At 56.7% G+C, this 23,900-nt stretch carries 23 protein-coding genes; 7 read left to right on the forward strand and 16 right to left on the reverse strand.

What is annotated here, in order from left to right; all coding sequences use genetic code 11:
- Nucleotides 1–62: 62 nt before the first annotated feature.
- From JXR15_RS00130 to uxaC, 15 genes are all read right to left on the reverse strand, one after another.
- On the reverse strand, nucleotides 63–1,643 hold the full coding sequence (locus JXR15_RS00130) for an ABC transporter substrate-binding protein (RefSeq protein WP_422051242.1): 1,581 nt from the start codon (nucleotides 1,641–1,643) through the stop codon (nucleotides 63–65).
- Between the two features lie 173 nt (nucleotides 1,644–1,816).
- On the reverse strand, nucleotides 1,817–2,371 hold the full coding sequence (comE, locus tag JXR15_RS00135) for a sulfopyruvate decarboxylase subunit beta (RefSeq protein WP_422051243.1): 555 nt from the start codon (nucleotides 2,369–2,371) through the stop codon (nucleotides 1,817–1,819).
- Entirely contained in the window at nucleotides 2,368–2,874 is a 507-nt protein-coding gene (gene comD, locus JXR15_RS00140; protein WP_422051244.1) for a sulfopyruvate decarboxylase subunit alpha, read from the reverse strand. The genes comE and comD overlap by 4 nt, the downstream gene beginning before the upstream one ends.
- Before the next feature lie 182 nt (nucleotides 2,875–3,056).
- The gene (locus JXR15_RS00145; protein ID WP_422051245.1) at nucleotides 3,057–4,505 is read right to left on the reverse strand and encodes an NAD-dependent succinate-semialdehyde dehydrogenase; all 1,449 of its coding nucleotides are present in this window, start codon (nucleotides 4,503–4,505) and stop codon (nucleotides 3,057–3,059) included.
- Nucleotides 4,502–5,500 (reverse strand): aldose epimerase family protein, encoded by a 999-nt coding sequence (locus tag JXR15_RS00150; protein ID WP_422051246.1) that lies wholly within the window; start codon nucleotides 5,498–5,500, stop codon nucleotides 4,502–4,504. The genes JXR15_RS00145 and JXR15_RS00150 overlap by 4 nt, the downstream gene beginning before the upstream one ends.
- 195 nt (nucleotides 5,501–5,695) lie before the next feature.
- Nucleotides 5,696–6,541 carry an endonuclease/exonuclease/phosphatase family protein gene (locus JXR15_RS00155; protein WP_422051247.1) on the reverse strand — a complete coding sequence of 282 codons (846 nt, stop codon included), beginning with the start codon at nucleotides 6,539–6,541 and terminating at the stop codon, nucleotides 5,696–5,698.
- Nucleotides 6,541–7,191, reverse strand: a complete 651-nt coding sequence (locus JXR15_RS00160; RefSeq protein WP_422051248.1) for an ABC transporter ATP-binding protein — start codon at nucleotides 7,189–7,191, stop codon at nucleotides 6,541–6,543. Before JXR15_RS00160 ends, JXR15_RS00155 begins: the two co-directional genes overlap by 1 nt.
- A gap of 2 nt (nucleotides 7,192–7,193) precedes the next feature.
- Entirely contained in the window at nucleotides 7,194–7,961 is a 768-nt protein-coding gene (locus JXR15_RS00165; protein ID WP_422051249.1) for an ABC transporter permease, read from the reverse strand.
- A 10-nt stretch (nucleotides 7,962–7,971) separates the two neighbouring features.
- Nucleotides 7,972–9,165, reverse strand: a complete 1,194-nt coding sequence (locus tag JXR15_RS00170; RefSeq protein WP_422051250.1) for a capsule biosynthesis protein — start codon at nucleotides 9,163–9,165, stop codon at nucleotides 7,972–7,974.
- 182 nt (nucleotides 9,166–9,347) lie between these two features.
- Complete coding sequence (locus tag JXR15_RS00175; RefSeq protein WP_422051251.1) at nucleotides 9,348–10,616, reverse strand: hypothetical protein; 1,269 nt, start codon at nucleotides 10,614–10,616, stop codon at nucleotides 9,348–9,350.
- A 34-nt stretch (nucleotides 10,617–10,650) separates the two neighbouring features.
- Nucleotides 10,651–11,022 (reverse strand): SDR family NAD(P)-dependent oxidoreductase, encoded by a 372-nt coding sequence (locus tag JXR15_RS00180; protein WP_422051252.1) that lies wholly within the window; start codon nucleotides 11,020–11,022, stop codon nucleotides 10,651–10,653.
- A 2-nt stretch (nucleotides 11,023–11,024) separates the two neighbouring features.
- Nucleotides 11,025–11,354, reverse strand: coding sequence for an SDR family NAD(P)-dependent oxidoreductase (locus tag JXR15_RS00185; protein ID WP_422051253.1), 330 nt, complete (start codon nucleotides 11,352–11,354; stop codon nucleotides 11,025–11,027).
- Nucleotides 11,347–12,090 carry an IspD/TarI family cytidylyltransferase gene (locus JXR15_RS00190; RefSeq protein WP_422051254.1) on the reverse strand — a complete coding sequence of 248 codons (744 nt, stop codon included), beginning with the start codon at nucleotides 12,088–12,090 and terminating at the stop codon, nucleotides 11,347–11,349. The genes JXR15_RS00185 and JXR15_RS00190 overlap by 8 nt, the downstream gene beginning before the upstream one ends.
- Nucleotides 12,091–12,094: 4 nt before the next feature.
- Nucleotides 12,095–13,243 (reverse strand): polysaccharide biosynthesis/export family protein, encoded by a 1,149-nt coding sequence (locus JXR15_RS00195; RefSeq protein ID WP_422051255.1) that lies wholly within the window; start codon nucleotides 13,241–13,243, stop codon nucleotides 12,095–12,097.
- Nucleotides 13,244–14,047: 804 nt separating this feature from the next.
- Entirely contained in the window at nucleotides 14,048–15,463 is a 1,416-nt protein-coding gene (uxaC, locus tag JXR15_RS00200) for a glucuronate isomerase (protein WP_422051256.1), read from the reverse strand.
- 662 nt (nucleotides 15,464–16,125) lie between these two features.
- Between uxaC and uxuA the strand changes: the two genes are divergently transcribed.
- Nucleotides 16,126–17,331 (forward strand): mannonate dehydratase, encoded by a 1,206-nt coding sequence (gene uxuA, locus JXR15_RS00205; RefSeq protein WP_422051257.1) that lies wholly within the window; start codon nucleotides 16,126–16,128, stop codon nucleotides 17,329–17,331.
- Here uxuA and JXR15_RS00210 read toward each other — a convergent pair.
- Nucleotides 17,326–17,781 (reverse strand): Lrp/AsnC family transcriptional regulator, encoded by a 456-nt coding sequence (locus tag JXR15_RS00210; protein WP_422051258.1) that lies wholly within the window; start codon nucleotides 17,779–17,781, stop codon nucleotides 17,326–17,328. The genes uxuA and JXR15_RS00210 overlap by 6 nt on opposite strands.
- A gap of 117 nt (nucleotides 17,782–17,898) precedes the next feature.
- Here JXR15_RS00210 and JXR15_RS00215 point away from each other — a divergent pair, with 117 nt between their 5' ends.
- The 6 genes from JXR15_RS00215 (at nucleotide 17,899) to JXR15_RS00240 (ending at nucleotide 23,860) form a co-directional block, all read left to right on the forward strand.
- Nucleotides 17,899–19,113 carry a methionine gamma-lyase gene (locus JXR15_RS00215; protein ID WP_422051259.1) on the forward strand — a complete coding sequence of 405 codons (1,215 nt, stop codon included), beginning with the start codon at nucleotides 17,899–17,901 and terminating at the stop codon, nucleotides 19,111–19,113.
- Nucleotides 19,114–19,182: 69 nt separating this feature from the next.
- The gene (locus JXR15_RS00220; RefSeq protein ID WP_422051260.1) at nucleotides 19,183–21,555 is read left to right on the forward strand and encodes a 1-deoxy-D-xylulose-5-phosphate synthase N-terminal domain-containing protein; all 2,373 of its coding nucleotides are present in this window, start codon (nucleotides 19,183–19,185) and stop codon (nucleotides 21,553–21,555) included.
- 151 nt (nucleotides 21,556–21,706) lie between these two features.
- On the forward strand, nucleotides 21,707–22,153 hold the full coding sequence (locus JXR15_RS00225) for a hypothetical protein (protein ID WP_422051261.1): 447 nt from the start codon (nucleotides 21,707–21,709) through the stop codon (nucleotides 22,151–22,153).
- A gap of 137 nt (nucleotides 22,154–22,290) precedes the next feature.
- A complete protein-coding gene (locus JXR15_RS00230) occupies nucleotides 22,291–22,746 on the forward strand; it encodes a hypothetical protein (RefSeq protein ID WP_422051262.1) in 456 nt (151 codons plus the stop codon).
- Nucleotides 22,747–22,867: 121 nt separating this feature from the next.
- Entirely contained in the window at nucleotides 22,868–23,323 is a 456-nt protein-coding gene (locus tag JXR15_RS00235) for a hypothetical protein (RefSeq protein ID WP_422051263.1), read from the forward strand.
- Between the two features lie 90 nt (nucleotides 23,324–23,413).
- Nucleotides 23,414–23,860, forward strand: coding sequence for a hypothetical protein (locus JXR15_RS00240; protein WP_422051264.1), 447 nt, complete (start codon nucleotides 23,414–23,416; stop codon nucleotides 23,858–23,860).
- Nucleotides 23,861–23,900: the final 40 nt, after the last annotated feature.

Below are 23,900 nucleotides of genomic sequence, written 5' to 3' on the forward strand. Positions count from 1 at the left end.
ACAAACGAAAAAGCCCCCGCAGTCAAAAACTGCGGGGGCTTCTTTTTGTCAGACTGTCAAACTTAGTTCAGCTTGAAGTACTTGAACTTGGCGGTGTCATCTGGTGCCACGATGGTGTCAACCTTGGAGGCCATGCCCCAGTTCAGCACCTGGTGGTGGATCGGGATGTACAGCTGCTCGTCCTGAACAACGGTCCAGATCTCATTGATCATGCCGTTACGCTTCTCCAGATCGGTTTCGCCGGCCAGCGCTTCGATCTTCGCATCCAGGTCGGCATCACCAAAGCGGGTGGCGTTCCAGGAACCATACTTCTCACCTTTGGTGTGGGCGAGGAAGTTGAAGATGTACTCGGAGTCATAAGTCGGAACACCCCAACCCAGCATGTAGAAATCTGTTTCCAGATTGCTCAGCAGTGGGAAGTGCTGTGCCTTAGGCTTGGCGTCCAGGTTCACCTTCACGCCGATTTTCGCCAGCATGCCAACAGCCGCCTGACAGATCTTCTCGTCGTTGATGTAACGGTCGTTCGGGCAGTTCAGCGTGATGCCAAAACCATCCGCAAAACCCGCTTCCGCCATCAGGCCTTTGGCCTTTTCGATGTCAGTCATGGAAGAGCTGTCCATGGCCTCGTTCCAGCCGTTTACAAACGGAGGAGAGATCATGCCCGCAGGCGCAGACTGGCCACGCATCACAACTTTCTGGATCGCCGCGCGGTCAATCGCCATGGACATCGCTTTACGGACACGCACATCAGACATCGGGTTGATGCCGTCCACGTCGTCGTTGGCAATGTCTTCGGCCGCTTGGTTCATACCAAAGAAGATCACGCGGTTCTGAGGTGCGGTACGCACGTCCAGACCATCGGTGCCGCTCACACGGCCAAGGTCTTGCACAGGCACGTCCTGAATGAAGTCCACTTCACCGGACAGCAGCGCCGCAACACGGGTCGCTGCGTTCTGAATTGGTGTGTAGATCACTTCGGTGACCTGCATTGGGAACTCATTTTTTCCCCAATAGCCATCATAGGCAGACAGCACGGTTTTCACGTCCGGCTCGCGGGACACCAGCTTGTATGGACCGGTACCATTGGCATTTTTGGCCGCAAAGGTGTTCTCGCCACCTTCATAGTCCTGCACTTTGACCGCGTTGTTGGCCTCTGCCCAATCCTTGTCCATGATGAACATGTTGGTCAGGTTGTTGGCCATTATCGGGTTTGGACCGTTGGTCTCAATCTCAATCTCATACTCGCCGGTGGCGCGCACTTCTTTCACGGATGCCAGAAGCTCTTTGTAGTCGGAGTCTTCGGTCATCGCGCGGTCGAGCGAGAACTTTACGTCCTCAGAGTTGAACGCAGCGCCATCGTGGAAGGTCACACCTTCACGCAGCTTGAACACCCAAACATTTGGGTTGTCTGCGGACGGGCCCCATTCGGTGGCCAGCGCCGGCACCATGGCACCGGTCATGTCACGCATCACCAGAGGCTCCATGATCTGGTGCGCAAGCGCGGAGGTTGGTCCCTCGTTCTGTGCATGCGGATCCAGAGTCAGCGCATCACCTGCGCGGGCCCAACGGACGGTTTCGGCTTGTGCCAGCATTGGCATCGCTGCAATAGCGGCGGTGGCCAGCATCATTGTTTTGAACTTCATCAATTTCACTCCCCTGATAAAGTTGGTGCGGGGATGATTGACGCCAACGCCGCGAATATCAAGGTAAAACCTGCCAGTTTTTTGAGCATAACCCGCGCGCGCTACGTGAAAAAACGAGAAAGGGCGCCAATTTAGGCGCCCAAACTGAATATTTGTTCAGCGGTTAAAAAGGCTTAGCGCCGGACTTCTTCCATAAAGCGTTCCCGGATCACAATGGGATTGGTCTTGATCACCGGCACCTTCACATTGCCGCTTTCGCACTTGCTGACAATGATTGTCATCTCATCGCTGGCAATCGCCGCTTTCACCGCCTCCGCCGTGTCTTCCGCAGAAACGGTCAGCACAGTCTCGGCGCCACACGCTTTCGCCACCGCCGCCAGATCGGTTTTCATGCCAGCATAAGTTGGCTGATCCCCGGTTGAGCCATAAGACCCATTGTCGATGATCAGCAGCGTGAAGCTGCCCTGCGGGTTGTTGCCAATGGTCGCCAACGTGCCAAGGTTGGTCAACACAGAGCCATCCCCGTCAATCGCAATTACCGGCTTATCTTGTGCGGCCGCCAAACCTAGGCCAATCGAGGACGCCAGCCCCATAGTCCCCAGCATGTAGAAATTTGACGCGCGGTCATCCAGCGCATGCAGTTCCTGGCTTGGCGCACCAATGTTGCACACCACCAGATGCTCGCTGATCACCGGAATAAGCGTTTTGAACACATCGTTGCGGATCATGCTGAAGCCCTCCAGAAAGATGCATCACACAGGATGGCCACCGGTTTGGACGCCATCTGCGCATACTCCAGAATGCCGGGCAGTTCTGCGGCGTCTTCCGGTTTGTGAAAATGGTAGGTCGGGATGTGCAGCTGGTTCAGGATTGCCTTGGTGTGCAGCGCCATCTCCACCTGACAGGCCACCGGCTCCCCCACTTCACCGCGATAGGAAATCAACATCGGCAGTGGGATCTGGTAGAACTGGATCAACGTCGCCAACGTGTTCACCACCACCCCCAGCGCAGTGTTCTGCATCACAATTGCTGGCTTCATGCCTCCCATATAGGCCCCGGCACAGAGCCCCATGCCCTCGTCTTCTTTATTGGACGGCATGTGCATGATCTCAGATGTCTCCTCCAACACCTCGATCACCCCTGCCAGCTGCTTGCACGGCACCGAGGTGATGTAATCAATCCCCGCCGCCTTCAGATCCCTAACGATCTGATGATCCATCTCTGTCGCCATCTGTCCTCCCATCCCTGGCCAGATGCCCTCTCGTGAGCGCATCACCTATCGCGACTTTGGGCATACACTTGCGCGTCAGTACAGCCAGAATGTGCCAACGGATGGGGCCAGTTTGCATAGAAAAGGCCTTAGCGATCCACACCGCTCAGGCCCAACAGTCTCAATAGTGATTTAGCTCAGACTTACAGCCCGGCCAGACAGGTGTATTTGGTGATCATGTAGTCTTCCAAACCCTGGCTGCCGCCCTCTTTGCCCATACCGCTTTCTTTCACGCCGCCAAACGGCGCTTCCACGGTGGTGATCAAACCGGAATTGATGCCAACCATGCCATACTCCAGGTTCTCATTCATGCGGAACGCCCGCGCGAGGTCTTTGGTGTAGGCATAGGCCGCAAGGCCGTAGTCCGTGGCATTGGCCGCCGCCACAGCATCCTCTTCGTCCTCAAACTTGTAAACCGCCGCCAATGGGCCAAAGATTTCGTCGGTCGAGAAAGACATCTCGGACGTCGCGCCAGTGATCACGGTGGGCTCAAAGAAGGTCTGACCCAGCGCATGGCGGTTGCCGCCCAGCTCCACGGTGCCGCCCTTGGCCTTGGCATCCGCCACCATGCCCTCGACCTTTTTCACAGCGTTCTCGTCAATCAGCGGGCCTTGCACCACGCCATCCTCTATGCCATCGCCGACTTTCATAGCCGCGACCGCCTCTTTTAGCTTGGCAACAAAGGCGTCATGGATACCGGCCTGCACGTAGAAGCGGTTGGTGCAAACACAGGTCTGCCCCATGTTGCGGAACTTCGCGATCATCGCGCCATCGACAGCCGCGTCCAGATCGGCGTCGTCAAACACAATAAACGGCGCATTGCCGCCCAGTTCCATAGAAACCTTCTTCACCTGATCCGCCGACTGACGGATCAGCAGCTTGCCGACATTGGTGGAGCCGGTGAAGGTCACCTTGCGCACGTCATGGTTCTCCATGATCGCGCCACCAATCGAGGGCGCATCACCGGTGACAATGTTCACCACCCCATCCGGGAAGCCCACATCCTGACACAGCTTGCCCCAGACCAGACCACTATAGGGCGTCTGCGGCGCTGGCTTGGCCACAATGGTACAGCCAGCGGCCAACGCGGGCGCAATTTTACGCGCCAACATCGAACTAGGGAAATTCCACGGTGTGACCATGCCAACCACACCCACTGGATGGTGGGTCACCATCAGACGTTTGTCATTGGTCGGAGACGGAATGATCTCGCCTTTAGAGCGGCGGATTTCCTCAGCAAACCAGCGCACATAGGCCGCGCCAATGCCAATCTCACCGCGCGCTTCAAACAGCGGCTTGCCTTGCTCAGCGGTCAACAACTGCGCCAGATCTTCCTGATTGTCCATCAACGCATCATGCAGCTTGTGCAGCAGGGTCACGCGCTCCATCAGGTTGGTCTTGGACCAAGTTTTAAAGGCTTCGCTCGCCGCCGCAATCGCGCGCTGTGTCTCGGCACCGCCCGCCTCTGGCACCGTGCCCAATACCGCGCCTGTGGCCGGGTTGGTGATTTCCGTTGTCGCGCCATTGTCGGCCCCGACCCACTGGCCGCCAATCAAGTTGGATTCCAGCAGCAGTCCGTTGAAGTTGCTCATGTCTGACCTCTCGAAAAGACAAATTGTGTGTGTTGGTGATAACGCTCGCCCGGCCGCAACACGGCCTGCGGAAAATTCTTGTGATGATGCGCATCCGGCCAAACCTGCGGCTCCAGCGCAATGCCCGCGCTTGCGCCCATTGGCTGGCCCGTTAGCCCAGCCGTCGCCGTATTGACCCCTGCGCCATCATAAACCTGTAAACCCGGCTCCGTGGTCGAACACGTCATCTGCACGCCAGAAATCGTGCTTTGCAGGGTTGCCACGGGTCGCAGAGATTGTCGCGCGTCGGACAGGCAGAAATTGTGATCCAACGGAGACGCCTGCCCCACCGGCGCAGCCTCACAAAAATCAAAACGCGTCCCCGCCACCGATGCCACTTCACCGGTCGGGATCAGAGTATTATCTACAGGTGTGTAGCGCTCAGCCGCGACCTGCAAAAGATGCCCTGAAACAGTCTCCGCATCGTCGAGCACAAAATAACTGTGATGCGCCAGACTACAAAGCGTAGTCCGATCCGTTTCGGCCAGCATCTGAATGTCCAGCGTACCGCCCTCCAAAAGCGCAAATGTCACCAAACACGTCAATGTCCCGGGAAACCCCATATGCCCGTCTGGCAGCACCGCCCTAAGCGTCACATGATCCTCGGTGACCGCCTCAATCTCCCACAGATGACCACCCAGCCCTTCAGCCCCGCCATGCAACGTATGCCGACCACCATCGTTGGTATCCAGTTGATAGCTCTGCCCGTCCAGCTCCAGATGCCCGTCGCGAATACGGTTAGCAAACCGCCCAACCGTGGCACCGAAATACGGCGACTCCGTCACGTAGGGCGCAAACTCTGGGAACCCCAACACCAAAGGCGCGTCATGCCCCTCCAAGCGCAGATCCTGCAACACCGCGCCAACTGTCAGCACATGTGCGGTCAACCCGCCGCCCGTCAGCGTCACGCGATGAACCGCGCCGCCGTCTGGCATGTGTCCCCAAATCTCAGTCACCTAAGCGCCCCGCCTTATGAGAATGCTGCATCTCTCCCACCATCGATGGCAATGGCGTAGTGCCAAAAACCATCGATGCTGACGCCAGATGCAATCACGTGGCGTGACGTCCTGCAAGGGCTTCCCTGAAATTTGATCAAATTTCTCCGCGTAACGCGGACCAACCGCCGCGCCCACAACAAAATCCGGGCGCGCTTAGTCTGTCTCTGAGGTCAGAACCACATCCGCGACATAGCCCAGATGATCAGAGGCTTCCGCATGCACACCTTCAATCACCTGCACATTGGAGACGAGAAAGTCCCCTTTGGACAAGAAGACATAGTCAATCCGACGGTGCTTCTCTGTGCCTGCAATCACCGGATAGGTCCCGCGTTCCAGCACATACTCCGCGCCCGATTGTGCCACCAATGCGCTGTCCTCATAGGCAGAAGACACAACGCCATGCCGTTTGTCACTGGGTTTGAAGTTGAAATCCCCCATCAACAGAACGGGCGAACTGGTTTTTGCAAACGGCGCCATCATGCGCTGCAGTTGAATACCGGTGTTGTCTTCGCGATCTCGGTGGATTGAGGTCGCAAACAGCGCACGGCCGCCAACCTCAATCTGCGCGACAGGCATGGCCTTGCCATTGCCCTTGCCCCGGCTGGTCACCACACGTTTTGTCTCTGCCATCGGGCATTTGCTCAGCACGGCATTGCCCCACCACGGCATCGGGCTCGGATGAAAGGCAAACGTGCTCTCCATTCCCAGAGCACGCGCAATCCGACTGGTCTGTCCCCAGCCCAGGACCTCCTGCAACGCCACCACATCCGGATCTGCAGCCGCAATCGCCGCCACAATCGGGCCAACGTCATGGTCCCCCAACAACTCATGCAGCGGGTTGGCGCCGGGATTCTTGGTGCCAAGCGCGGTGCGGATGTTAAACGTCATCACCCGCAGATTGCCCTGCGCATCGCCACAGCTTTGCTCCGCTTTTACCGCAGCGCCCCCAAACCCAAAGGCCGCAATCAGCAGGCCTAAAACAGCACCCAAGCGGATCATCAACAAAACTTCCTATAGTCTTTCAGCAACTCATTCACATCATCGTAGTGATACAGCTTGCTGCCATAGGCAAACACGCCGCAATCACAGTAATCTTTGATGGTCTTTTCCGAGTGCGAAATCATCACCACCCGCGCATCTTTGATTTTATCTTTTAGCGCCTTTTCGCTCTTTTTCTTAAAACGCCGGTCGCCAACAGCCGTGATTTCATCAATCAGATAACACTCAAAACTGATCGCCAAAGAGAGACCAAAAGCCAATCGGGCTTTCATCCCGCTCGAATAGGTTTGAATCGGCAGGTTCAACGATTTTCCGAGCTCGGCAAACTCCTGCACCTGCTCCAAAATTGTCTCCGTGTGACAGCCATAAACCCGAGACACAAACCGCACATTTTCCACACCGGTCATCATCCCGTTAAAGCCGCGCGCAAACCCCATCGGCCAGCTCACCTTTTCGGTCCGCCGCACCCGGCCCGAGGTCGGCAGTTCGATCCCGGCAATCATGCGCATCATGGTCGATTTGCCAGCCCCATTGTGCCCCATGAGCGCCACGTTCTTGCGATCGGCGAACCGGTAAGACGCATCATCCAGAATGACTTTCCGGACGTTTTTGACATTGTAGATCTTTGTCAGATTTTCAAAAGCGATCATGCTCAGACCCTCTGCTTGCGGGTGATACGTTCGGCAAACAACGCAACAATCACAAGCGTCGCGCCCAAGCCCAAAGGATACGTAATATCGAGCACATCACTGCGATAGTTTGAGTAAAACCCCTCCCGCGTCCATTCCACAATGTGCAGGATCGGATTCCACTTCAGCACGGCAACCGCTTCAGGCGGCATGCTGGACGGGATGTAAAACACCCCGGACAGGAAGAACAACGGGCGGGCAAAAATCTTTTCGATATGCTGCCATGCTTGGTTTTTCTGGTACAGGATCGCGTTGATTGACCCGATGCCGAAGCCAAACAAACATGTGGTCAAAAACGCATACACCAGCTTCTCTGGGTTGGCCGGAAACTGCCCCAATCCCACAACAATCAGCCCGCTGTAAAAAACCACATTGATGACAATGAAGGTACAGGCAATCAAAGACAGCCGCGCAAACAGCGTGTCCGGTTCCTTGATCATAGGGTAGGACAACAACGATTTGTTGGAGGTAAACGCCCGCATCAACGACACCGAGAGCTTGTTATAAAGCTCCAACGTCAAAACCGCCGTGGCAAAAAACAACGCCAGAGACGGCCCAAACGGGGATTGCCGGCCGATTAGATAAAACAGCGTCATCAGGAATGACACTGAAAATATCGGTTGGAACACAGCCCAAAAATACCCCGAGTGAGAGGTACCGAAGGTCATGCGCGTTTCCCGCAAGGTCAACGCCGCGATGACCCGAATTTGCAGCCAAATGGCATAGAACATCAGCCAGACCTCAGCGCATGTGATCCCGGATCGTATAGGCGATCAGCGTGGAAATCGCCCAAAGGGCAAAGGCTGCAATCACCACCAGGAAAAAATCGCGCACACGCACTGGGTAGGCCGGCTCGTTAGGCACAAAGGGGCGCGCAAAAACGCCAAGATAGCGTTGCTGCCGGTCCGCATCTATGCGTGCGGTCTCCAACGATACCATCGCGGACGCATAACTCTGCTGGGCAAAGTTCTGCTCGATCAAGAGGCCCTCATAGGCGGCCAATGCTTCCGCTGTGTTTTCAAGACTGTCCGGCCCGCCGGAATGACCGATCAACGCCCGACGTTGGCGAATTTGGTCTTCCAGCGCAGAGGCCTGACGGTTGAGCTGCATCAACATAGGCGAGTCGGCGTCTACAGAGCCTGACAGCGCATTGATCCGCGCCTGAATATCGACAAGTTTGGTTTCCAGAGACGCCATCAACTCCGCATCCAGCTGCGCGTTGACCATCGGATCCACAGCACCGCGTTCGGCACGGAATTCCACCAATTGCAACCGCACATTGCGTACGCGTTCTTCCGCACGCTCAACTTCTCTCGCCGCAAATTGCACCGAGTCGCGACGTGCCGTTTCTGACAGCTCATTGACCAGCCGGTCCGCAGCAGCCAAAGCCAGCTGCGCCAGACGCTCTGCCATCACGGCATCAAAGGCCTGAACTTCAAAGGTCACAATTCCGGTCGTGCTGTCATAGGTCGTATTGATCCGCCACTGCCAATACTCCACCAACTCTTCAAAGGTGCCCTCAGGGTTGAAGCGTGCAATGGGATCAATGAACTCTTGTGAGTAATGGCCGCGCAGATCGAGGTCCGCATCCAATTGGCGGAGCAAATCTGCGCTCTCCAGGAAATTGCGCACAACATAGCTGTCAGAGGTGGTACTGCCGCTTGGGGAAAGCCCGGTAAACGACGTCACAAAGTCCGGTGCGCCGCCGCCCTCCAGGCCACGGATCACAAAATTGGCCCCAGCCGCATAACGATCAGAAGCGATTGCGCCAAAATAGGCCCCGCCGAGCGCAACAGGGGTCACAAACAAAAACAGGAAAGACAGGATCAATCCCCACCGTTTGTTCTTCAACGGCGAAGACTTCGGCGGTGCCTGCATCACACCGCTTGGACCGTCTGCCTCTTCGACCGCCTTTAACGCTTTGACTTCTGCCATAACTTACCTTTCAAGCGCCTTTTGGCACCGGCTTTTTATCTTTCACACCATACCACAGCGGAGCAGTGAGAGGTGCGCGCGCAACGGTTACGTCACGCTTTGTTTGAGATAATGTGAGAAACGGCCGTAACAAGATTACCAAACATTCATGACACTCTACCGTTTGAACGGCTGCGTGTCGCTCACACTGATTTTGTCTGAGACCAGAACGGATCCCGGCGCACATACTCAATAATCCAGCGACGTGCGGAACTGGCCGACATCCCCTCCAACTCTGGATTTTGCCAGCCAAACACCATTTTCCGGTGGGCCGCATCTGTGTCCTCTGCGCCATCGAGATAGTCCATCACCGCTGTTTCCGGATCCTGGTGTGACATGATCGACTTGTGATCATAGATTGTCTCAAGCCCTCTGGGCACATCACTTTCCCGCGCCAACACCATATGGCGGATGCGCTGCTTAAGGAAAATGGCCTCCATGCCGGAAATATCACACAGCGCCAGAGCCACAGCCACCGGCGAACTGTCGTCTTCCTCAATGGTGGTGAGACGGCTCAGCTGGGTGTGACAACCAAAACGCAGTTGCAAGCTGGCGTGTCGCAAAGCCACCGATACTTGCAATCCAGAGCGGCGTAGCAAGCGGATCCCGGAAATGAATTCCCGAACCATCGCCGGGCGCAACATGCCCAAATAAGGGTGTGGTTTGACCACAACGCGGTGCAGGTCTAGCGCCCGCGCCGCTTTCAGAACAGCCATAAACCCACGCAGGCCGGAGACCGAACTGTAATTGTCCACTTCACTGCCGTAGCCTTCCCAGGTCGGCGAATAAAAAATCACGGGCGCGGTGTCTGTGATCCGCGCCGGTTTGATCCAGGGCATGGATTGAACAAACGTGTCACCCATCATCACCAGACGGCCCTGATCCACATCTGCCGCGGTAAAAATTCCCGCGTCCAGATAGCGATCCCGCGCCAGCGGACCGGCGATGGATACATAGTCATACATGCGTGACGCCGGTCGTACCGACGCGCCCTTATTGCTCTCCCCATGTAGCGTAAGAACGTGTCGGAACGACCGGTTGGCCACTGTTTGCAAGTTGGATTGCGAGTTAAACGGGTAAAACAGGACCCCACCCGGACGCAGTGGGAATCGTGCTCCATTTGCCCCTTTGACTGGTCGCACATCCAGATCGGCTGGCAGACGGCTGAACAGCCGTTGCATCCGGATCAGAGCGCGATGGCGCAGCAAGAGCGGCGTGTCGGACTTGCCGTAAGCACCGCTTTCAAAAAAGGGACGTATCTGGTTGACGGCAGAAAGCACCGGGCTGTCCAAATAGACAGCCTGATCCGGCACAGCCTCCACATCCCGCAGCGCGACGGGCGCACTGCGATCCTGAGGCGCAGCCTCGGTGCGATCACCATGTTGATCGCCTGTAGGCTCTTTTCGCGTCACCAAACTACTCGTGTCCCGCACTTCCAACATCGGATTAGGTGCGTACCACCAGGTTTTCGCTCAACAGCATTTTGCCGGTTGGCGAAGACATCATGGCGATCACATCCGCAACCTGTTCTGGCTGCATGATCGTTGTCGGATCTTCATCAGGCGCAAGGGTTTTGCGCAAATCGGTCGCACACCGGCCTGGCGACAGGCAGACAACGTCCACACCATAAGGCGCCAGCTCGTCACGCATCACTTCAGACATGTTGATCACAGCCGCTTTGGAGGTCGAATACGACAGCCAACCGGAGCGGCCGTTGATGCCCGCAGTAGACGCGATGTTAACGATTTTCTCAAGCGGGTGGTTGCGCAGCAGAGCTTCCTGCACAAAGCGGAACGGGGCGTATACGTTCACACGCATAGTCAGCTAAAGTCAGCCATGTTGGTTTCGTTGATCGAAGCTGGCTTGGTGAAACCGGCGTTGTTCACGATGAAGTTCACCGCGACGTTTTCGGCATCCAACCGATCAAACACGTCTTTGACCGCTTCAGGATCGGACAGATCCGCTTCGACCTGGAAAATCTGGCGGTTGCCGGAAATCGCGCGGACTTCAGCCACAGCGCTGTCAAACGCATCAGACTTCCGTGCCACCATGACAATGCAATTCACATCATCCATACCACGCGCGAAACGGCGAGCCGTCGCAAGTCCGATGCCTTTGGAGGCACCGCTAATTAAAACAGTTTTAGTCATGGGGAGTCACTTTTCCTTTGCTGTGGAAATCCTTCATCATGCCTTCTGCGATAATGAAATCTTCAGGTGTTGTTACTTTCCGGTTGCGGCTGGAACCCTCCAGAGAGAGAACCGGCTGCTTGGTCATTTTGACCACCATTACCGAATCTTCGTTGTAGTTCTTGCCCTTCTTGCGAGCCTTCTCATGCGCGGCAAGCAGTGTCGCCCGCGCAAATTTCTGCGGCAGCTGAATGTCGAATACCTTCTCACGAGACACGCCGCGTTTGACCAAACGGGTCTCGGTGTCGATGCGGCACATCGAAAAGGAAATCGCAAAACAGTAGCCGGCGTTTTCCGCGTCGTTCTCAATCAGATCGGCCAGCATATCAACGCTGATAAAGGGGCGGGCCGCTTCATGCAGGACAACAACGTCCTTCTCCGCCGCAGCCACCAAAGCCTCACAGCTTTCCTGGCGCGTCGCCCCGGCTGGAACAATCTTGTACGGCAGGCCCGCACAATAGGCTTCCATGATCTCACGGGTCCGTTCCTCAAACCCTTCCGGTGCATTCACCACGATCTCTGCAACATTGGGCGTACGCACCGCAGCAATGATCGAATGCGCGATCATCGGATGGCCCGCCAGCTTATAAAATTGCTTTGGCTCATGGTGGTTTGAACGCGACCCGATACCACCGGACAACAACAGGAAAGACACCTGCGGTTCGGGATGGGGGCGGGTTAGTCTATGTAAACTCATTCGGTCAGCTCGCTATCGCTAGTGTTGCCGCGACAATGGCAACAAATTTGGCAAGATCGGTAGACGGTGCGTTTGCGACAAACAGCACGTCTTTATCTCGCATGTTAAACGCTTGGGTCATAAAGATCGCCTCCGGGGAGTTCAGATCGACCCAGTAGATTGTCGGAATGCCATCGGTGAACTTACGGTCTGGCAGCGTCACACCGGTGCTCTGAACCCGTGCCTGGTTTTCAAACCGGAACAGAAACACGCCGCTGTCATCGGCGGTTTTGTCATCCAGACCACCCACTTTACTGATCGCTTCAGCCAATGTGACTGCTTCGGTCCCAAACGGGTACTGCGACGGTTTTGCTACCGCACCAAATGCCGAGAACGTCCGAGGCTTGTGCAGCAACTGCACTGTGTCACGGGGCTGCAACCACACGTTGGCGCTGGCTGTAGAGATCACCTCATCCAAACGCGCGCGCGCAACCGAACTGCCGCGCACAAGACTCACTTCCATGTCATGGGTCGGCTTTGTCGCACCGCTCGCCATGGCCACGGCATCCAACAGGCGCAGGCCGCTGGCAGGAATGTCAAACCGTCCCGGGGAGCGCGCATCGCCGACCACGGTCACGCTTTGCGCACCGCCTTTTTCCAGAATGACCGACACCTCAGGATCAACTGCCTTGCCGCGCAGACCATCCGCAACATGCGTACGCACCTGATCCACCGTCAGCCCAGCCACCGGCAAATTGCCAACATAGGGAATATTGATGTTGCCATCATTGCTCACGATCACCGGGATCGCAGACGACTTCTGCTCAACGGTGGAAAACAACCCTTCCGGAGAGCTTTCCCAAATCCGCACCGTCAACCGGTCACCCACGCGAATCTTTGTTCCAGCGCTGGATGTGCTGCGTGAACTGAGACTGCCTGCAAATCCCGCCTTCATAGGCACACCAATTTTGCCAATCACATCCGGCGTGACGGGCACTAGCGCAAAGTTACGGGTGACGTTTTCATTGTTCGCCACCTCGTCTGTCATGGTGATCATCGCCTTGCTGGTGCCTTGGCCCGGCAAGGTAGAACAGCCCGCAATAGCCAAAACGGCAACGGCCGCGACAATCGCCCGGCCCCACCGCATTTTTTCTAGCTTCGCCTTCAAAACCATTCTGGTCTTCAACTTCCTGTTATTCGCACCAAAGCTTCCGCTCTTAATACAGATGGAGTTTCCCCGAATACAGGGGCATTCCACCAATCCCACAGGCACGCTCTGCAACAATGCCAAGGAAAGCACCCGTACTGGGCGCTCTTGAGGGAACTATATTTACGAAAGTGGTTACCGATCTTCTAACGCCGTCACGCCTATTTTTAGTGCGGACGCCCTATGAATCCTTGGGCCAACTGAAAAACTGAACTTTGCTGCCGAGCTCCAGCTGAGCGCAAACGAGATTAAACATGGTGAATATTTGCCCAAAAATTAGTTTTAACGCCCCTAGGCGATGCGGAAATAAAAGCCTAAAAACAAAGAGAAAGTCAATAAAATAAAAGCAAAGTCATCGATTTCATCATCAAATACAGCCAGCCCTCTTGGCCTTGTTTTTGTCGACGTATTTGTCTGCAAACCCCGTCGCTCAGGCGATCCCCCCGCCTCAAAGCTGCCTCGGATTACCGAGCGCTTCAACAAATCCCCCCCCGCTACCAAACCTGGCTAAGCGCTCGTTTTTCCTTCTAATTATTCGCTATTTTCGACGCAAACACATGCTGGCCGACACACCGGCAACTTTCCGCCGCCCTCCTCACGCGCATGTTTCAATCTCGTAAAAAAAGCAACAATTCCCGCGCTCAAGGCTGAGATCGTGGCACTTTCGCCATTATTTTTTTACGTAAGACCAACGAAAAGCCCCGCAACCGGACCGGTTACGGGGCTTTTGCGTCGCGCAAATTGGTATTGTTTTTCGATCAAACAACCGCCCTAAACAACTTTCCCCAACTTATAGGCATCAATCGCGAGGTCCCGACACAACAGGCAGGCAATCTCGTCCACATCATTGCGCCCCAGGATCCCACGTCCGCGTTGACCAGCAAGGTGCAGGCTCACACCACGCCGCCACATGTCGTGCCGCGCCGGAATGGACAACAAGGCCTGGGTGTCGTCATTGAAACCCGCCAGGTTCCAATATCCCGCGGTCTCCACCACCTGATCCAGATAACGCGCAATTCCATTGGCACTGTCATGGAACCACCACGGAGGCCCCAGCCGCAGGGCTGGCCAATGGCCTGCCATCGGTGCCAGCTCGCGCGCATAGGCGCTCTCATCCAGGGTAAACAGCAAGATGTTCATGTCCCGCTCATTGCCCACACGATTGAGCAGCGCATTCATGCCATCCACCCAATCCACACGCACAGGCATATCCGCCCCTTTATGAGCGCCAAATTTGTCATACACCGTCTTGTTGGTGTTGCGCTTGCTGCCGGCATGTATCTGCATGACCAAGCCGTCTTCCGCAGACATTTGTGCCATTTCGGTCAGCATATGCCCGTAGAACACCTGCGCCTCCTTGGGGGTCATCGTGCCGCTGCGCGCCTTGGCATACAACGCCGCCGCCCGCTTTTCGGTGAGGTGGCAGGTCATCAACTCCGCAACCGCATGATCGGTTGCCGTGGCCCCATAAGCCATAAAGTAGGCGCGCCGATCGCGCAGCGCTTCCAGATAGCCGGTAAAGCTCTCCGTATCTTCTCCGGTCACCTCGGCCAGCTTCACGATGTCTTTTTTGAAATCGGGATGTTTCGGATCCAGAATGCTGTCAGGCTGGAAGGTCGGAATGATCTTGCCGCTGAGTTTTTGCTTCCGCGCCGTTTTATGGTGATCCAGGTTCGAAAGCGCATTGTCAGTTGTCGCCAGAACCTCAATATTGAACTCCGACAGAAGCGATTGGGGACGCAACCGGGCTGCTTTCAGCTCCGCGTCAATCTTGTCATAAAACACATCTGCGTTTTCGCTGTTTAAGGTCGCTGTGATGCCAAAGGTCCGCGCCATGGTGGTGGCGAACCATGCGTCACTCGGCGTGCCGCGGAACTTGTGCCAATGACTGGCAAAAATGCGAAAGATCGCCCGCGCATCCCGCTTTTCGGGTGGCACGCCGATACCAAGATCTTCTAATGGCACCCCCTGACTGTACAACATCCGGAAAATATAGTGATCCGGAATGATCAGCAGCTCCACAGGATCAGCAAAGGCTTGGTTCTCGGCAAACCAGCTTGGATCACAATGGCCATGTGGCGAAATGATCGGCATGTCACGTACACCATCGTAAATGTCCTGCGCCGCATCCGGCAGGGTCAGGATTGGAGTGGTGTGCCCGGATAGGGAAGTCAGTGGCTGGCTCATAGGTCTAACGTCTCTCTGTGCTGGCAGAACCCCTCAACAGGCGCTCCACGCGGACCACACAAGGCACGTCACACGCCTCAGGCAGGTCCAAGTCATTCCTTGCCAATGGCACACAGAGAGATTGATGTTCCGCTAACGCGTGCGCCTTGCGCTTCATCACTTCTCCGCCTTGCCGCAGCCAACGGGTCAAAATCATCAGCCCGCAACACATCCATTCCGTGCGCATGATATCCATCAAAAAGCCGCACCCCTCTCACATCTTTGACAAGCCCATGAAAACACACACACTTCACAAGCGCGGGCCACCGCCACACAACCACAGATTGTTGATCCACGTATTCCCGACACCAAAACCCAAAACTGCCACGCCCGCCATACTCCTGAAAACAAACATAAAATGCCGTCTAAATTCCCAGCACGAACAGCGGCGAGAGCCTTCAAGCCACCGCGCAACCATCTTAAACTGGACCTGCCGCCGCCCCTTTTTACGGCGCGCCGGGGCTCTGCTTCCGCGAAGCTGACCCTGCGGCAACAATAATACATCACCTGGGGGCAAGCATTTGCAATTGCGTGAAATTTTTCCTTGCCGGAACCGCCTCTAGGTTGCACCTTCACACCACATCGATGGCCGCGCTCTGCGCGAGCTGACAAAGGAGCCGCTTGTGAAGCAAACTTGGCGCTGGTTTGGTCCAGCTGACCCCATCGACATTTACGACCTGCCACAGGTGGGCGTTCAAGGCGTGGTCACCTCCCTGCATCACATTCCACCGGGCACCCCCTGGACCAAAAGCGACATTCGACAACGGCAGGCCGAAATCGCCAAACCCACCCCACAACCCACAGGGCTGAACTGGGACGTGGTCGAAAGCCTGCCGGTCTCCGAAGTCATCAAAACCAAAGGCACCGGCTACCGCGCACATATCACAGCTTACAAAGAGAGCCTGCACAATCTTGCGGGCTGCGGCATCCAGACCGTCTGTTACAACTTCATGCCAGTGCTCGACTGGACCCGCACCAATCTTGCGGCGCGCATGTCCCACGGCGGCACCGCGATGGCTTTTGACGTGGTGGACTTTGCGGTGTTTGACCTCTTCTTACTGGCCCGCCCGTCAGCTGAAGATGATCACAGCCCCGCCATTCGCCAAGCCGCCTCCGCCCGCTTCAACGCCATGGATGACACCGCTCAAGCGCGCCTGGTCAACACCATTGTCTCCGGCCTACCTGGCGCAAACGACAGCTGGACCCTCAACGACGTCCTTGCCCTTCTGGACCTGTATAAACATATCGACACCGCCCAGCTGCGTGCCAACTTGATCGACTTCCTGTCCGAAGTGGTGCCCGTGGCGGAAGAACACGGCATGCGCCTGTGTTGCCACCCGGATGACCCGCCGTTCCCTCTTTTGGGCCTGCCGCGTGTCATGTCTTCTACGGAAGACTATGAAACCATCCTTTCCGCCATCGACAGCCCCGCCAATGGCGCCACGCTTTGTACAGGCTCTCTTGGCGTAAACCCGACCTTCGACGTTGCGGACTTCATCACCCGCCTTGGCCCCCGCATCCATTTTGCCCATCTGCGCAACACCCTGCGCCAAGGCCCCTCAGATGGCGACAAACTCAGCTTCCACGAGTCCATGCATCTCGAAGGCAACACCGACATGGTGATCGCCATCCGCGCCTTGCTCAAGGAAGAAGCCCGTCGCAAAGCCGAAGGCCGCTCTGACTGGGAAATCCCGATGCGACCGGACCACGGCCAGCACATCTTACATGATCTGCACAGCGACACCCTGCCCGGCTATCCGCTTATTGGCCGCACCAAAGGTCTGGCGGAGCTGCGTGGCGTGATAACCGCGCTCAATGGTGATCTATAAAGCCGGAAACACACCGGTCTTTTTCACCGTTCCATAGGCAAAAGTTGTGTCGATGCTGGCAATCCCGCCAATCGGATGGATGCGCAGGCGGATGAACTCTTCATAAGCCTCCAGATCCGCCACCACCACGCGCAGCTGATAATCGGTTGCGCCGGTCAGGACGTGGCACTCCAGCACCTCTTCGATCAACATTACCGCGCGCTCAAACCGTTGCACATCCTCTTCGTTGTGCCGCTCCAGCTTCACCCGCACAAACACCGTCACCGGCAACCCGTAAGCCTTCGCGTCCACCTCTGCACCGTAGCCAGTGATTGCCCCAGACGTCTCCAAATTACGCAACCGTCTTAGACAGGGGCTCGGGGACAAATTCACCGCCTCCGCCAAATCCTGATTGGTCATGCGCCCATTGGCCTGCAAAGCCCGAATGATCTGACGATCCTTGGCATCCATTTCGCGACTCCTTGGCAGATTATGCCAACATTCTATCCATTCGCGCTATTTTTCGCAATCACCTGCCCGACAACCTCTCCCAAACTGACCCCAACAGTTTCACGCGAGGACTCTCCCATGACCAAACGCAACGCGCCGCAAGGCTTCGCCACCCGCGCCATCCACCACGCCTACGATCCACAAGACAACGAAGGCGCGCTGACCCCACCTTTGCACCTGACCTCCACTTTCACCTTTGAGACCGCGCAGGCGGGTGGTGAGATGTTTGCCGGTGACCGCGTGGGCCACATCTATTCCCGCATCTCCAACCCAACTTGCGATCTGCTGGAACAACGCATCGCCACTCTGGAAGGCGCCGAAGCCGGTCTTGCCTTGGCCTCCGGTATGGGCGGCATCACCGCCACGCTCTGGACCCTGCTCTCCCCCGGTGACGAGCTCATCGTCGACAAAACACTCTACGGCTGCACCTTTGCCTTCATGCAGCACGGTCTGGCCAAATGGGGCGTGACCATCACCCACGTCGACATGACCGACATCGAAAATCTACACAAAGCGGTCTCCGACAAAACGCGGGTTGTCTACTTCGAAACGCCGGCCAACCCCAATATGCGTCTGGTCGACATCTCCGCCGCATCCAAAATTGCGCACCGCGTGGGCGCCACTGTAGTGGTCGACAACACCTACGCCACGCCATACCTGACCCGCCCCATCGAATTGGGCGCCGACATCGTTCTGCACTCCGCCACCAAGTACCTCGGGGGGCACGGCGATGTCGTAGCAGGACTCGTGGTGGGCACCGCCGAGCAAATTGCCGACATCCGTCTGGTGGGCATGAAAGACATGACCGGCGCGGTCATGGCGCCGTTCAACGCCATGCTGATCCTGCGCGGCCTGAAAACCCTCGCCCTGCGTCTGGACCGGCACGTCGCTTCCGCCAACACGGTTGCGGAGTGGCTCGAAAGCCATCCGGCCATTGCCTCCGTATCTTTCCCGGGCCTGAAAAGCTTCCCACAACATGAGCTGGCAGAGCGTCAGATGGACAAGCCCGGCGCGATGATTGCCTTTGAACTGGTCGAAGGCCACGACGCAGGCATCGCGCTGATGAACAACCTCAATCTCATCCAGCGGGCGGTATCCTTGGGCGACGCAGAAAGCCTGATCCAGCATCCGGCCTCCATGACCCACTCCACCTACACGCCAGAGGAGCGCGCCGCGCACAACATCACCGAAGGCCTCGTGCGCCTGTCTGTGGGCCTCGAAGAGGTTGAGGACATCCTTGCCGACCTCGCCCAAGCGCTCGACGCCCTGCCCACCCGTATCGCCGCGGAATGAGCCCCACGGCCTTGGCGTGCTACACTTACGCCAAGGCCACTCTCCTCGATTGCCCACCGGAGCCAGACAATGACCGACACCCAGCACCTTAAGATCATCGAACAACGCCTGCTGTGGCTGTCCCATTGGATGATCCACAACGCAAATCACATCCGCCCCAAAGAAGACGGCATCAAGATCGGCGGCCACCAGGCGTCATCCGCCTCCATGGTCTCGATCATGACCGCGCTCTACTTTGCCACTCTAAAGCCCGAAGACCGCGTTGCTGTGAAACCCCACGCCTCGCCAATCTTTCACGCGATGCAGTATCTGATGGGCAATCAGACACGCGAGAAAATGGAAAACTTCCGCGGCTTTGGCGGCGTGCAAAGCTACCCCAGCCGCACCAAAGACATCGACGATGTGGACTTCTCTACCGGCTCGGTTGGCCTTGGTGTCGCAATCACCTCGTTCGCCTCGCTGATCCAAGGCTACATCACCGCCAAAGACTGGGGCGCAGACGCGCCGCAAGGCCGCATGGTGGCGCTGGTTGGCGACGCGGAACTGGACGAAGGCAACGTCTATGAAGCCCTCCAAGAGGGCTGGAAAAACGACCTGCGCAACACCTGGTGGATCATCGACTACAACCGCCAATCCTTAGACGGCATCGTTCGCGAAGGCCTGTTTGAGCGCGTCGAAAAAATCTTTGACGCGTTTGGCTGGGATGTGGTCCGCGTGAAATACGGCGCGCTGCAACGCGCGGCCTTTGCAGAGCCGGGTGGAGACAAGCTGCGCGACTGGATCGACAGCTGCCCCAACCAAGACTACTCCGCCCTGACCTTCATGGGCGGCGCGGTCTGGCGCAAACACCTGATGGACGACCTTGGCGACCAAGGCGACGTCACAGCACTGCTGGAGCGGCGCAGCGACGACGAACTCGCCGAACTGATGGAAAACCTCGGCGGCAACTGCGTGGAAACCATGGCCGAGACTTTTGCCGCCATCGACCACGACCGCCCAACCTGCTTCCTCGCCTACACCATCAAAGGCTGGGGCACGCCGATTGCAGGCCACAAAGACAACCACGGCGGTCTGATGAATAAGACGCAAATAGCCACTTGGCAGAAACATATGGGCGTTGCGGAAGGCAACGAGTGGGACCCCATGGCCACTGTGGACGATCCCGCTGCCCTGCGTGATTTCCTCTCCAAAGTGCCCTTCTTCGCCCAAGGCCCGCGCCGTTTCACTGACGCCAAACTGACCGTGCCTGAGATCGATCTGGCCAGCGACCGCGAGACCTCCACACAAATGGCCTTTGGCAAGGTCCTCGATGATCTCTCCAAAGGCGACAGCGCGTTGGCGTCACGCATCGTGACCACCTCTCCCGACGTGACCGGCACCACAAACCTCGGCCCCTGGGTCAACCGGCGCAAACTCTTTGCCCGCAAAGCCCAAGCCGACGCTTTCATCGAGCACCGCATCCCCTCAACCGCCAAATGGGAGTTCACCCCCGAAGGCCAGCACATCGAACTTGGCATTGCTGAGATGAACCTGATGCTTCTGCTCGGGGCCGCAGGCCTATCCCATTCGCTCTTTGGCAAACGCCTGATCCCCATTGGCACCGTCTACGACCCTTTTGTGTCCCGCGGCCTCGATGCGCTCAACTATGCTTGCTATCAGGACGCCCGCTTTCTGTTGGTTGGCACCCCCTCCGGCGTGACGCTTGCCCCCGAAGGCGGCGCGCACCAATCCATCGCCTCCCCGCTGATCGGCATGTCGCAAGACGGCCTCGCCTCCTTTGAACCCGCCTTTGCCGATGAGTTGGCTGTGATCATGGAGTGGGCCTTTGACTACCTGCAACGCGACGGCGAAGGCGACCCGGACGAGCGCACCTGGCTGCGCGACGAAACCGGCGGCTCGGTCTATTTGCGCCTGACCACAAATCCAATCGAGCAACCCGGCAAACGCGTTGATGACGCCTTCAAACAAGGCGCCATCGACGGCGCCTACTGGCTGCGCAAACCCGGCCCAAACTGCGAAGTGGTGATCGCCTATCAAGGTGCCGTGGCTCCCGAAGCGATCAAGGCAGCCGGCCAAATCGCCAACGATCGGCGTGACATTGGCGTTCTGGCGGTGACTTCTGCAGACCGCCTCAACGCCGGCTGGACCGCCGCCCAACGCGCCCGTGCCCGGGGGCAAATGTCAGCCCAAAGCCACATCGAGCGGCTTTTGTCCGAGCTGCCGCCCCATTGCCGCCTGCTGACGGTGATCGACGGCCACCCGGCTACGCTCAGCTGGCTCGGCGCAGTGCAAGGCCACCAAACCCTGCCGCTTGGCGTGGAGCACTTTGGCCAGACTGGCACCATCGGCGACCTCTTTCGCCACCACGGGTTGGACGCCGCCACCATCGTCTCGCGCATCAACGCGCTCACAGATGGCACAACCCTAATGGAGGTGCACTGACGCCACCACAATCCAGAGGTATTGACGCTGTTGATGGGAAGCCCAGATGGGGACTTTGGTAAGAAAACAGCCTTGACGCCTTTGCGCAAGATTCTCACTCTATCCCGAAGGCATGCGACACCACGCATGTATGACTTTCTGGGAGAGCTGTATGCCAATCACCACCAGTGTACTTCCCGATCTATCTCTTGTTCTACGGATCTACTCTGGCAAGGTGACCATGGCCGAGCTTCGCTCAGCGGTGCTGCAGGCATACGCCCATCCAGATTACAACAACACAATGGCAGAGATCGATGATCTGATGGGCGCGGAGTCTGTCGACATTGGCTTTGCTGAGATGATGGAGTTTGCCAAAGAAGCTCAAGCGAACTACCAAAAACGCGGTTTTATGCCCAAGCATTGTTTTCTGGCCAACGAAAAACGCAGTGACGCAGTTGTCATGATGTACCGCGAACTCTCAGACATGATTGGCAACACCGAAAGTCTATTTGTGCTTCACGGATATCCTGAGGCCCTGGCGGTGCTTGATTTGCCTCCAGACAGTATAGATCTGTTGCCTGAGGCCTGCCGCAGCGAGGCGCATTTGCTACATCCCTGACCACAGCGAGGCCATCAGGACTGCCGAGATTACCCCACGTAGATTGCGCGGCGCAATGTCACAAAACGCATTTACATTCCAATGACCGAATGTAAACCTAGGGTAAGACAGCAACGGCGTGACGCAAAGGATTTGCCATGCCAATCGTAAACCAAATTTTGACGCCTGCGCCCCTGGCCTACCGTCGGTTTTCGGGTCACGTCACCATGGGCGAACTTACCGCGTCTTCCTTGGCGCTTCACGCAGATCCAGCCTTTGTTCCCGGCACTCACACTGTGGTCGACATGTTGGATGTCACCGATTTTGATATCGGTTTTGATCAGATGAAAGAGTTTGCGGCCCTCACTCAAAACCGTCATCGTGATCGTGGCGAGCCGGTGCATATCTTTATTGTCTGCAGCAGTGAGCAAGGCCGTTGGTTGGCCGAAATGTTCCGCGCCTTGGCAGATCTGGAACCCGGCATGGCCAGCGTTGAAATCCTGCACGGCTTTCCCGAAGTGCTTGCTCTTCTTGATCTCCCAGCAGAAACCCTGTCCCTGTTTCCAGAGGATTGCCAAACCGAGTCTCACCTGCTGAACCGCCTCAGCTCTTAACCCGCTGCACAGCGCAGACCTCTCCCGTCTTTTGCCAATCCGTCCAGACATCTCGCAAAGGAAAACCAAAGCGCACGAGATACTTGACCCATTGAGGTGTTGCCCTCATCTTGGAGAGACCATGCCAATTGAAGTCCAAATTCTAAGCCCCGCACCGCTTGTCTACAGCCGTTTCACCGGGAGCGTCACCTTGGACGAATTTGCCGCCTCGTCCCAAACGTTACATGGCAATCCGGACTTTTATCCGGGCATGCACATGATTTTGGACATGCGCAACTTGGACGATTTTGACGTGGGTTTTGACGAAATGAAAGCCTTCACCGCCAACATCCAAAAACGCCACAAAGAACGGGGCGAAGCGGTGTTTATCTTCATCGTGTGTAGCAATGAACAAAGCACTTGGCTTGCGGAAATGTTCCGCTCCCTCTCAGATGTGGAAGACGGCTTGGCGAGTGTGGAAATCTTACAGGGGTTCCCTGACATCCTGGCCATTCTGGATCTTCCCCGAGGCACCATCAAACTCTTCCCCGAAGATTGCCAAGCCGAGGCCCACTTACTCTCCCGCCGGTCCTCATAACACGGCAAGGTTGACGACTGCCCTTTAATTTTTCAATCATGTCTGGTGCGGCCACACAGAATTTTACGTTGGCGCCAAAGGAAATTTTTGATGCCGGTCAGATTTGAAGTCATTCCCCAGCTTGGGCTCGTCCACTACATTTATTCGGGAAACATCACGGTCAACGATCTACTGATCAACAGCTACGCGCACCCGCTCTACCGCGTGGACATGGCCGAAGTTGCCGACGTCTCACGTGTCTCGGGATATGACATCGGGTTTGGCGAGATGCGCAATTTCATTGCAAAATCCAGAGAACGGCAAACCGAAATTGCGCGTGAAATCCCACTGCTGGTGGTTGGCACGCCGCACCAAATGCAGGCTGGCATCGATCTCTATGTCGGATTGGCCAGTGCAATTTCGGCGCCCTATGTGCTTAAGCAAGTGGCTGGATATCCTGAAGTTTTGGCGCTCTTGGACCTGCCCTCTGAAAGCCTCCGTCACTTCCCTGAGGACTGTCAAGTCGAAGCCCATTTGCTTGCGCAACAGTCCATTTAATACTGTCTGGTCGTGTCCGGTCGCCACGCAAATTGGCTGC

Origin of the sequence: Shimia sp., assembly GCF_049116215.1 — a bacterium.
Taxonomy (GTDB): Bacteria; Pseudomonadota; Alphaproteobacteria; order Rhodobacterales; family Rhodobacteraceae; genus Shimia.